10 protein-coding genes are annotated in these 11446 nt (G+C 37.0%); all 10 read left to right on the plus strand.

The features are described 5' to 3' along the window. Positions 1–141 precede the first annotated feature (141 nt). The 10 genes from ODE14_RS02280 to gcvP all read left to right on the plus strand — a co-directional run bounded on the left by ODE14_RS02280 (position 142) and on the right by gcvP (position 10974). On the plus strand, positions 142–975 hold the full coding sequence (locus ODE14_RS02280; protein WP_263602813.1) for an SDR family oxidoreductase: 834 nt from the start codon (positions 142–144) through the stop codon (positions 973–975). A gap of 47 nt (positions 976–1022) precedes the next feature. After that, a complete protein-coding gene (locus ODE14_RS02285; protein WP_248393853.1) occupies positions 1023–1451 on the plus strand; it encodes an SRPBCC domain-containing protein in 429 nt (142 codons plus the stop codon). Positions 1452–1682: 231 nt separating this feature from the next. Then, positions 1683–2141 carry an SRPBCC family protein gene (locus tag ODE14_RS02290; protein WP_263602814.1) on the plus strand — a complete coding sequence of 153 codons (459 nt, stop codon included), beginning with the start codon at positions 1683–1685 and terminating at the stop codon, positions 2139–2141. Between the two features lie 17 nt (positions 2142–2158). Further along, positions 2159–2617, plus strand: a complete 459-nt coding sequence (locus ODE14_RS02295) for a DoxX family protein (protein WP_263602815.1) — start codon at positions 2159–2161, stop codon at positions 2615–2617. A gap of 109 nt (positions 2618–2726) precedes the next feature. Next, positions 2727–4730: a S9 family peptidase gene (locus tag ODE14_RS02300; protein ID WP_263602816.1), complete on the plus strand. Its 2004-nt coding sequence runs from the start codon at positions 2727–2729 to the stop codon at positions 4728–4730. Between the two features lie 346 nt (positions 4731–5076). Then, positions 5077–5631 (plus strand): RNA polymerase sigma factor, encoded by a 555-nt coding sequence (locus tag ODE14_RS02305; protein ID WP_263602817.1) that lies wholly within the window; start codon positions 5077–5079, stop codon positions 5629–5631. Positions 5632–5644: 13 nt separating this feature from the next. Continuing rightward, complete coding sequence (locus ODE14_RS02310; protein ID WP_248393847.1) at positions 5645–5986, plus strand: hypothetical protein; 342 nt, start codon at positions 5645–5647, stop codon at positions 5984–5986. A gap of 83 nt (positions 5987–6069) precedes the next feature. Beyond that, a complete protein-coding gene (locus ODE14_RS02315; protein WP_248393846.1) occupies positions 6070–6339 on the plus strand; it encodes a hypothetical protein in 270 nt (89 codons plus the stop codon). Between the two features lie 604 nt (positions 6340–6943). Next, positions 6944–7594 (plus strand): J domain-containing protein, encoded by a 651-nt coding sequence (locus ODE14_RS02320; RefSeq protein WP_248393845.1) that lies wholly within the window; start codon positions 6944–6946, stop codon positions 7592–7594. Positions 7595–8115: 521 nt separating this feature from the next. Further along, a complete protein-coding gene (gene gcvP, locus ODE14_RS02325) occupies positions 8116–10974 on the plus strand; it encodes an aminomethyl-transferring glycine dehydrogenase (RefSeq protein ID WP_263602818.1) in 2859 nt (952 codons plus the stop codon). The last annotated feature ends 472 nt before the right edge of the window (positions 10975–11446 follow it).

Consider the following 11446-nt stretch of genomic DNA (forward strand, 5'->3'; position numbering starts at 1 on the left):
ATAAACTTAATTTCTTAATGTTTAAAAAATAATTCAATTACATAATCTGAAAAACTAAAAATTAAAATGTAATTCATATTTATAAGATACCATATTTTCGGCTTCGGCTTGCTGTTTGATGCTGTAAAGGAAATATCTTTTATGAAAACACACAACAAGTCACAATCTAAATCAAAAGTACCGGAAGAAGGTATCCTGCCGGAGATTATCCGCGAGAGCTACAGAGGAAGCGAGAAACTGTTGGATAAAAAAGCGGTTATTTCAGGAGGGGACAGCGGAATAGGACAGGCTGTTGCCGTGCATTTTGCCCGCGAAGGAGCAGATGTTGCCATCATCTATAAAGAAAGTGACGACGATGCGGAAGAAACTAAAAAATTGGTAGAAAAGGAAGGCAGGAAATGCGTTTTGCTGAAAGGTGATATTTCAAAAAAGAATTTTCAGAAAAAATGCATTGAAAAAATAAAAAAAGATTGGGAGACCTTAGATATTCTCGTCAATAATGCAGGAATACAGTTCCCAAAAAATGATATTGAAAACATCACAGACGAACAGATTCATGAAACGTTCAATACCAATATCATCTCAATGATTTCATTTACCAGAGACTGCCTGCAGCTGATGAAAAACGGATCACGGATTATCTGTACCACTTCTGTAACAGCGTATCGCGGAAGTGATCACCTCATTGACTATTCGTCCACGAAAGGTGCAATAGCAACCTTTATCCGCTCTCTGGCAACCAATATTGCAGAAAAAAATATTCTGGTAAATGGCGTTGCGCCTGGTCCTATCTGGACACCTCTGGTTAAAGAAACCTTCGATGATGTATCAGATTTCGGGAAAGATAACCCAATGAAAAGAGCGGGGCAGCCATCGGAAGTTGCACCGGCCTACGTGTTTTTAGCATCACAGGATTCAAGTTTCATTACCGGCGAAATCATCCATATCAATGGCGGAGATTATGTCGGAGGATAAAATAATATAATACACAAATAACATAATAACAGCTACTTATACAATTTATGGAAATATTACATTTTGATATTCAAATTAATGCGGAAGCGGTAAAAGTCTGGACTGTACTTTGGGACGATTTCTCTTTCAGACAATGGACATCAGCTTTTACAGAAGGTTCTTTTTATCAGGGAAGTTTGGAAAAAGGAAATATTATAAAATTCCTAGACCCTAAAAATAACGGAATGTACAGTAAGATCGTTCAATTGATTCCCAGTGAGGAAATAACTTTTCTTCATCTTGGAGAAATTTATGAAGGAGTAGAAACACCACGCGATTTGGGAGAAGCTACAGAACGATACATCCTCAAGGAACATGAAAATACCACGCATCTTTACGTTGAAGTGGCAACCACAGAAGAGTTCAAATCATTCTTTGAAGAAAAATTTCCAGTTGCATTATCCAATGTTAAAAATCTTTCTGAAAATCAACTTTAAATAATAAGTCTGTTTAAACTTTTACCCGCAAAAGTCACAAAAGATGAACTAAACTTTTATTTAAAGTTGATAGTTATAAACGAAAAAGTTCACAATAGTTTTTAAAAATATTTGATTTTATTCTTTTGAGCACTTTGATTATTCTGGAAATTCGCTTTAACATTATCTTTTGTATCTTTTGCGGTTAATTCTGAAGTTATTTTAAACAAGTTAATACATAAAATTTCAGCTATGGAAACATTATCTTATGAAATCATCATCAGCGCTCCCAAACAAAAAGTCTGGGACGTACTGTGGAATGAAAAAACATATCGTGAATGGACAAAATTTTTCAATCCGGCTTCTGCATCTGTAATGAAATCAGACTGGCAAGTTGGCGGAAAAACGTACTTCCTGAATAGTGAAGGTGAGGGAATGGTTTCAACCATAGATAATATGGAAGAACCGGATCAGATTATTTTCAAACATCTCGGGATGGTAAATAAAGAAGGAAATGAAGACACTGAAAGCATGGAAGTGAAGCAGTGGAGCGGATGTTTCGAGAAGTATTTTTTGATTGATTTTGACGGAAGAACCAAACTTCATGCTGAGGTTCAGGTGGATAAAAACTGGGAAGAGCACATGAACAAAGGGTTCACACAGGGACTTGAAATAGTTAAAAATCTCGCGGAAAATACTTTAACACTTTAAGGGGAAATTATAGCAATATGAAACTATTAACAATTCTCTTTGCAACATTCTTTCTTGCTTTAGCAGGAACGAAAATTTTTGAGGGTGACTGGAACTTTTTGTTTTCCGGAAATCTGGGAATGGCTGTCTTCATTATATTTACGGGATTTTCACATTTTAAATTCCAGAAAGGAATGGCAATGATGATCCCGGAATTTATACCTGCCAAAATGTTTTGGGTATATATTACCGGAGTTATAGAAATTGCTGCAGGAATTGGTCTCATGATACCCTCCATTCGTGAGCTGACTGCTGTTTTACTGATAATTTTTTACGTATTGGTATTTATTGCCAACATCAATTCGTCAAAGAAAAATATCAATATTTTTAAAGCAGATTTTACAGGCCCGGGAATGAGTTACCTTTATAAAGAAAGAATTCCGATGCAGATTATTTTGATTGCCTGGACCTGGTACTTCGGGATTTATCTGAATTAATTTATTTAAATAAGATTTCTTTAAAACATATTTAGCATTTGATGTAACAATTCTTCAGCGTAGGACGTCTTATTATATATTAGAGACATTTTTAACCAAACCATGAAATATGAATATCACTGCTAAAATTTTCGGGATATCACAATTGGTAATAACCGCCCTCATGATGAATGCACAGACCAATACCGCGAAATTGCCGGGAGATCCTTCCCTGGTTTCTACAAAAACAACGTTCGACCAGCTTATTTCTTATGATAAAGGAAACTTCAAATATAAAGTGGAGGATTACTTTGCAAGGCCGAAAGCTTCACAATTTAAAATTTCGCCGGACGGCCAGTATCTTTCCTATAAGGAAAAAGACAAAGACAGCAAAAACCACGTCTATGTAAAAGACCTGAAAACAGGAAAAGTAACCAAAGCACTGGAAGAAAAGGATGATCTGATCAGAAGCTACGGCTGGCTGGATAAAAAACGCTTATTCTACACACAGGACCGTGGCGGAAACGAAAATCTGCATCTATATGCTGCAGATATTGATGGTAAAAATCTAAAAGATCTCACTCCTTTCGAAGGAATTACACTGGGAACCGTAAGGGTTATCAAAGATACTCCGTTTGTAGTAGTTACTATGAACAAAAACAACAAGCAGATTTTTGAGCCGTATAAGATCAATTTCAATACCGGGGAAATTACGCAGCTGTATGAGAACAAAGATGTTAAAAGCCCGATTGATGATTATATTTTTGATAAAGACGGAAACCTGCGCGGATATGTTGTTCTTGAAAACGGTCTCACTTCAAAGCTGTACTACAAAGACATGCAGACCGGGAAATTCAATCTTCTGAAATCTACAGACTGGAAAAATACCTTCTACATCGTAAGTTTTAACGAAAATTCCAAAAATAAGGATGAAGCGTACATCGTAACTAATCTTGACGGTGACAAATCAAGAATTGTCCTGTACGATTTAAAAAAAGATGCAATCATTAAGGAAATATATTCAAATCCTGATTTTGATGTCAGTTCGATCAGTCTGGCAGGGAAAAACAGAAATTACGAACTCGATTACATCAGCTATAACGGAATTAAAAATGAAACGATTTCCGTAAGTAAATTCTATAAAGAAGTTCATGATAAACTGGCTTCTGAATTCGGAGACAAACAATTCTATGTTGTTTCTTCTGATGATAAAGATAATAAGCTGCTTGTCATTACAGACAGCGATAAGGTTTATGGAAAATATTATGAATACGATACCAAATCCAAAACCATCAAGCTTCTTTTTGATCTCATGCCTCAGCTGAAAGAAGAAGATATGGCGGAAATGCGCCCAATTGAATTTAAAAGCAGGGACGGATTAACCATTCGTGGGTATATCACATTGCCAAAGGAAGCGCTGCAGGGTAAAAAAGTTCCTTTAATTGTTAATCCCCACGGCGGTCCGCAGGGAATTCGCGACGACTGGGGCTTTAATCCGGAAACACAATTATTTGCCAGCAGAGGATATGCGACATTACAGGTAAATTTCAGAATTTCCGGCGGATATGGCAAGGAATTCCAGCAGGCGGGTTATAAACAAATCGGAAGAAAAGCAATGGATGATGTGGAAGACGGCGTAAAATACGTCATTGAACAAGGCTGGATTGATAAAAATAAAGTTGCCATCTACGGCGGCAGCCACGGCGGATACGCCACTTTAATGGGATTGATTAAAACTCCGGATCTTTATTCCTGCGGAGTTGATTATGTCGGGGTATCCAATATCTTTACCTTTTTCGATTCCTTCCCGGAATACTGGAAGCCGTACAAAGAAATGGTGAAGCAGATCTGGTACGATCTTGATAGTCCTGAAGAAGCCAAAATTGCCAAAGAAGTTTCGCCGGTTTTCCAGATTGATAAAATTAAAAAACCTTTGTTTGTGGTTCAGGGAGCGAATGACCCGAGAGTGAACATCAATGAATCTGACCAGATTGTAAAAGGTTTAAGGGCTAAAGGTTTTGAAGTTCCGTATATGGTAAAATATGATGAAGGCCACGGATTCGGAAAAGAACCCAACCGTATTGAATTTTACAAAACCATGATGGGCTTCTTTGCTAAAAATTTTAATCAGTAAATCCAATACATTTTTATAATTAAACTACGGAAAGTTCCTTGAGCTTTCCGTTTTTTGTTTATAATGACTGCATTTTTACCGATAGACTCTATAGTCTAGCCCCGATAGAAACGGCATCCTTTTTTGTTTGCTGAAGCTTTGGAATGGAAAAACAAAAAAGATACAGTGGATAGCGGGAAAAAGCTCCTTAAAAAAAATGATACAAGTTCTACAAATAAAAACTATATCTAAAAAAATACGATTAATAAAAGAAAATCCTGAGTTCCCGAAAAATATTTTAAATTTATTAAAGTAAAACAAAAATTTCAACCGTCATAGCAATATGGAGGTTGTCGAAAAAATAACAATGCCACAGAAGGAGAAGGACAATATCATCTCGCAAACCGTTTCAAAGTACGGAGGAAAGCTGATGTCTTATATTCGTCCCAAAGTGAAAAACGCGGAGGATGCGGAAGATATTCTGCAGGAGGTGTGGTATCAGTTCAGTAGTCTTACGAATCTTTCTGAGATTGTAAACGTGGGTGGGTGGCTGTATCGGGTAACGGCTAATAAAATCACCGACAAATACCGGAAGAAAAAAACCGAAAACCTTGAAGATTTCGTGTATGAGGATGAAGACGGCGATTTCTCCATTAAAGATATTCTGCTGATGGATGAAAGCGCCGGTCCGGAAATAAAAATGTTTCAGGATGAAATCTGGAAAAAATTATTTGAAGCACTGGAAGAACTTCCTGAAAAACAAAGAATTGTCTATGTTGAAAACGAACTCAATGATAAAACCCTTCAGGAAATAGCCGATGAACACGATGAAAATATCAAAACCATCATCAGCCGAAAAAATTACGCGGTAAAACACTTGAGAAACCGGTTGAGAAAATTATACGAAGATTTAAATAGTTAGTAAAAAGAAAAATATGAATCATAAACATAAAAAAGGCTGGATTTTTTTAATACTGTGTCCGCCATTGATTTTTTTAGGAGTTACCTGGATTGTGATGGCCCTCTGGAATCATCTTCTTCCCGAAATATTAGGCATAAAATCCATTACGTATTGGCAGGCCATGGGAATTCTTGTCTTAAGTAAGATTCTTTTCGGAGGCTTCCATTTCGGAAAAGGAATGAGAGATTTTAAGGAAAGAAAAATGAGAGAGAAAATGATGCATCTTTCTCCTGAAGAAAGAGAAAAATTTAAGGAAGTCTGGAAAAACAGATGCGAAAGCGGTTTTTTCGGAAGAAATAAAAAAACAAACGAATAATTTGAAATTTAAGAAGTAGTAAAGTAAAGTTCAATACGATTCGTCTTTATAAAAAGAAGTAGTAAAATTTAAAATTTAAGAAAATGAAAAATTCAGTATTAAAAGGTGCTCTTGGAGCATTAGCTATTGCAGGTGTTGCCATGATCGTTAAAAAAGCAGCCCAAAGAAAAAGATTTGTAAAAGGTATTTTTGAGGAATACGGAATCAAGGAAAAATCACCTTTCGGACTGGCCGATAAAATCAGGGAAATGAATGACGAGCAATATCAGGAAATGAAGGGAAAGTTCAAAAAGGAATTCGCATCAAGATGCCACAGCAGATTTGAAAAGAAAGAAAATATTGCGGAAGCATAATAGAAAGTAACTAAATTGAGATTGTTTATTCCGGCTCGGGAAGCGAAGCTTCCCGAGCCGGAATTTTTATAGTCATTGCGTGAGCAAAGCGAAGAAGCAGTCTAAAAAAGTATCAATTCATGACAAGCTTTCCACTTGCGGCAATTTCTAATGAGCTTTTTCCAGCTTTCCGCACTCGCTATTTCTTTGTTTCCGGCTCGGCGACAAGCCGCCGAGCCGGAAACAAAGAAATGAGCTCAGACAATTGCTGCAATCTGGGCTAGGGTGGCAGTCGTTCCTTTCAATATTTAGAAATGTCGACAAAAGTTGCCATATTGAAAGCATAATGCAACTAACGCATTCAGTATTGCTAAGAGAAACGCCTTTGCCTCAATTTTATGATTTATTATTAGAATCGGCGAAACTTCGTTTTGCGAACAAAAAAATATTCTCAGCCACTTAAAAAAAATCTTCGTGTACTTCGCGTTTAAAATGCTTGTTGAGATGCTTCAGCACGACAACATTAGATTAAATTAAAAACATTAAAAAAACTTCGCGAACCTCACGTTAAAAAGAATTATACCCTTTGCCCGCCAACACAAATTCCTTATTTTTGTATCATTCAATGAAAGATTATTACTATTTTCTAGGGATTCCGCACGATGCTTCAGAAGAAGACATCAAAAAAGCATATCGTAAACTTTCTTTAAAATACCATCCCGACAAAAATCAGAATGATGATTTCTTTGCAGACCGCTTCAGGGAAATACAGGAAGCTTATGAAACGCTGAGCGATAAAAGCAGGAGACATTCTTATGATCAGAATTTAGAAAGTCAGCAGAAAAGCTTTCGGTATACGGTTCCGCCATCCATCAAGACGTTTTCAGCCAATAAAATCCATGCAAAAAAAGGGGAGGAAATTATCGTGACCTGGCAGACACAAAATGCGGATGTAGTGAAGGTTTTGCCTTTCGGGCTGGAAAAAGCGTATGGAGAAAGAGTATTTAAAATAACGGAATTTAAAGACGGAAAATTTCAGATTTTGCTGCATGCTACCAATTCATTGCTGCATAAAACGGCGGTACAAGGCATTACCATTACCGAAGTTTTTGAAAGCGATACAGAAAAATTCAAAGAAAAAGCAGAAGAATTATTCAGATCACAGCCGAGAACAGCTGCAAACCCGCACGGTCAGCCAAAAATCATGAAAATTATTGTGGCTGTTGGTTTACTTATCCTGGCCCTGTATTTTTTAATAAAAAGCTTCGGGCATTAGGCCATCTTCTTTCTTCCGGGGCATTTCTTGCACCGTTTTCCTTTTTTAAATTTCTTGCAGCAGGATTTCTTATCACCACAATACATTTCTTCAGAATTTGCAGAATATACAGGTGCTAAAGGCGGTACTTTAAATGGGAGAATCATGTTCATGATGCAAATATATTAATTTAGAATAAATACAGATAATAAAATTTCATGAAATTTATTAGGTTGAATAATAAATCGTTAGTGCATAAATGAAAAATTCATCCCTTGTAATAATTTTATAATAAAATTGTATTCATTTGTCCATGTTTTTAGGTTAGTTTTTAAAGAATTAAAAAAAATAAAGCCTGAAATAATTTATGCAAAATTGAGTATTTGCCTTATTTTTATTTCAAAATGACAATAAAAACCTCTTAATTTTGAATAGGATAATATACTTTTTGTAATTTCTGTACGTTCTTAATTTACTTGTACAATTTTCTAAAAAATCGTAATTTTACGAATCTTTTTTACAACAAAATCTAATAAATAAAAATGAATACAGAACAGTTTGTGAGCCGCCACATTTCAGTAAATGAAGCCGATAAACAGGCAATGCTGGAAAAAATTGGCGTTTCAAGTGTTGAAGAGCTCATCTCTCAAACCATTCCTTCTTCTATCCGCTTAGAGAAAGATCTTGACATTTCAGAACCACTTTCAGAATATGAAATGCTGAATCATTCGAAAGAGCTGGCATCGAAAAATACGGATTACACCAGCTATATCGGTTTTGGATATCATAATACGCTGTTACCTTCGGCTATTCAGAGAAATATCTTTGAAAACCCGAGCTGGTATACTGCATATACTCCTTATCAGGCGGAAATAGCACAGGGAAGGCTGGAAGCGCTTCTTAATTTCCAGACTGTTGTATGTGATCTTACAGGTTTTGCCCTGGCAAATGCATCATTGCTGGACGAATCCACCGCAGCAGCAGAAGCCATGCACATGTTCTTCAATAACAGAACAAAAGATCAGAAAAAGGCAGGAGCTAATAAATTCTTCGTTTCAGATCTTGTATTACCGCAGACTGTATCCGTTTTAAAAACAAAAGCAGAAGGACTGGAAATTGAAATCGTTGAAGGAGATCATGCTTCTCATGAATTCGACGGTTCTTACTTCGGTGTGTTATTGCAATATCCTGGTAAAAACGGAATCGTTTTAGACTATACTCAAAATATCGCTGAATATAAAAAATCAGATCTACAGGTAGTAGTTGCCTGCGATCCGATGGCTTTGGTTAAGCTAAAATCTCCTGCATCAATGGATGCCGACTGTGCTGTAGGGACAACGCAGAGATTTGGTATTCCGTTGGGATACGGAGGACCTCACGCGGCATTCTTCTCTTGTAAGGAAGATTATAAAAGAGATATCCCGGGAAGAATTATCGGGGTTTCTCAGGATGCTTACGGAAAACGTGCCCTCAGAATGGCATTACAGACCAGAGAGCAGCACATTAAAAGAGAGAGAGCAACATCAAACATCTGTACAGCACAGGTTCTTTTGGCAGTAATGGCTGGAATGTATGCTGTTTACCATGGTCCGAAAGGATTGAACTATATCGCAGATCAGATTCACTTTAAAGCAAATGCTCTTAAAAACGGGCTTAAAGCATTAGGATATGACATCGTTGAAGAACCGATTTTCGATACGGTAAAAATCAACCTTAGTGAAGATGAAAAAGGAAGACTGATAAGAATGATGCTTGATCATAAACTCAACCTGAATTATTTCACGGAAGGTGTGGTAAGTATTGCGATCAACGAAAGTACAACGTTGGATAAACTGAATTATCTGATGGCATCTTTTGCTCAGTTTAAAGATAAGCAAAGTTTCAAATTAGAAATAAAAGAAGGATACAGCATTCCTGATGAGAATTTAAGAAAAGACGAAATTCTTACGGAAGAAGTATTTAATAAATACCATACGGAAACAGAACTGATGCGTTACATCAAGCGCCTGGAAAGAAAAGATTTATCATTGACACACTCTATGATTTCTTTAGGTTCTTGTACAATGAAGCTTAACGCAGCAACGCAGATGCTACCGCTTTCATGGGAAAACTGGGGAGCAATTCACCCATTTGTACCGGTGAATCAGGCAGCAGGTTATCAGGAAATGATCAGCGAACTGGAAAAAGATTTAGCTGAAATCACAGGTTTTGCAGGAACTTCTTTACAGCCGAATTCCGGTGCACAGGGAGAATACGCAGGTTTAATGGTGATCAGAGAATATCATATCTCTAGAGGTGAAGGCCATAGAAATGTTGTTTTAATTCCGCAATCAGCGCATGGAACAAACCCGGCGTCTGCAGCAATGGCAGGAATGAAGATCGTGGTAGTGAAAAACCTTGAAAACGGTGAAATCGACTTCGATGATTTAAAAGCTAAAGCAGAACAGCATTCTGAAAATCTTTCCTGTGTAATGATCACATATCCTTCAACTTACGGATTCTTCGATGCCAACATTAAAGAAATTACTTCTTTGATCCATGAGCATGGCGGACAGGTATATATGGACGGAGCTAACATGAACGCACAGGTAGGATACACAAGTCCTGGGAATATCGGGGCAGACGTTTGTCACTTAAACTTACATAAAACTTTCGCAATTCCTCACGGTGGAGGAGGCCCTGGCGTTGGCCCGATCTGTGTGGCTAAACATTTGGTGCCTTTCTTACCTTCCAATGCGAACATTAAAATCGGTTCTAAAGAATCAATAGACGGTATTTCCGCAGCACCTTACGGTTCAGGATTAATTCTGAATATTTCTTATGCATACATCAAAATGTTGGGAACTTCAGGATTGAAAAAAGCAACAGAGCATGCTATTTTAAATGCTAATTACCTAAAAGAAATTTTAGCCGAGCATTTCCCGATCTTATATTCCAACGTAAACGGAAAAGTAGCACACGAATGTATCGTAGATTTCAGACAGTTCAAATCTTTAGGAATTGAAGTGGCAGATGTTGCGAAAAGACTTATGGATTACGGATTCCACGCGCCGACCGTTTCTTTCCCTGTGGCGGGAACATTGATGATTGAGCCTACAGAATCTGAAAGCAAAGCTGAAATCGATCGTTTTGCAGAAGCATTAATCGCGATCAAGCATGAAATTGATGAGATTGCAAACGGTGATGCAGATCCGGCAAACAACGTGTTGAAAAATGCACCTCACACGGAACAATTGGTAATCTCTGATTCATGGGATAAACCTTACAGCAGAGAGAAAGCAGCATATCCGCTGGAGTGGGTGAGAGATCATAAATTCTTTGCTTCCGTTTCAAGAGTAGACGAAGCCTACGGAGACAGAAACTTAGTATGTACTTGTGAGCCTATTGAAGCTTATATGTAATTAAACTTTTTTAAATATAAAATCCCTTTCAGTGATGAGAGGGATTTTTTTATAAACCTTATAAACTATTGAAATGTAGTGAATTGTACTTGATTGTCCATTCGGAACGCTTGATTTCCTCTTCGTAACGGTTGGTTGTTTATTCTAAGTGCTTGATTTCCTCTTCGGAGTTGTTGATTTCCTCTTCAAAACGGTTGATTGTTTATTCTAAGTGCTTGATTTCCTCTTCGGAATTGTTGATTTCCTCTTCGAAACGGTTGATTGTTTATTCTAAGTGCTTGACCGCCCATTTGAAGCCGTTGACCGCCTCTTTGAAATACCTGATCGCTTCATTGAAATGATTGATTACCTGTTCGAAACCCTTGAAGGAAACTATAAAAGCAATTGAATGATCTCTTATGATGCTTGCTGTAAGGATTTGATAAATTTTTCTCAGAATAATTAATTCTATTACATACTGATTTAATCCGCA

The sequence above is a fragment of the Chryseobacterium sp. PET-29 genome (genome assembly GCF_025736815.1).
Lineage (GTDB): Bacteria > Bacteroidota > Bacteroidia > Flavobacteriales > Weeksellaceae > Chryseobacterium > Chryseobacterium nepalense.

Excerpts from the sequence above, each read along its gene's own strand:
- ODE14_RS02280 (WP_263602813.1), top strand. The coding sequence starts at position 142 with ATGAAAACACACAACAAGTCACAATCTAAATCAAAAGTACCGGAAGAA.
- ODE14_RS02285 (WP_248393853.1), top strand. The coding sequence starts at position 1,023 with ATGGAAATATTACATTTTGATATTCAAATTAATGCGGAAGCGGTAAAA.
- ODE14_RS02290 (WP_263602814.1), top strand. The coding sequence starts at position 1,683 with ATGGAAACATTATCTTATGAAATCATCATCAGCGCTCCCAAACAAAAA.
- ODE14_RS02295 (WP_263602815.1), top strand. The coding sequence starts at position 2,159 with ATGAAACTATTAACAATTCTCTTTGCAACATTCTTTCTTGCTTTAGCA.
- ODE14_RS02300 (WP_263602816.1), top strand. The coding sequence starts at position 2,727 with ATGAATATCACTGCTAAAATTTTCGGGATATCACAATTGGTAATAACC.
- ODE14_RS02305 (WP_263602817.1), top strand. The coding sequence starts at position 5,077 with ATGCCACAGAAGGAGAAGGACAATATCATCTCGCAAACCGTTTCAAAG.
- ODE14_RS02310 (WP_248393847.1), top strand. The coding sequence starts at position 5,645 with ATGAATCATAAACATAAAAAAGGCTGGATTTTTTTAATACTGTGTCCG.
- ODE14_RS02315 (WP_248393846.1), top strand. The coding sequence starts at position 6,070 with ATGAAAAATTCAGTATTAAAAGGTGCTCTTGGAGCATTAGCTATTGCA.
- ODE14_RS02320 (WP_248393845.1), top strand. The coding sequence starts at position 6,944 with ATGAAAGATTATTACTATTTTCTAGGGATTCCGCACGATGCTTCAGAA.
- gcvP (WP_263602818.1), top strand. The coding sequence starts at position 8,116 with ATGAATACAGAACAGTTTGTGAGCCGCCACATTTCAGTAAATGAAGCC.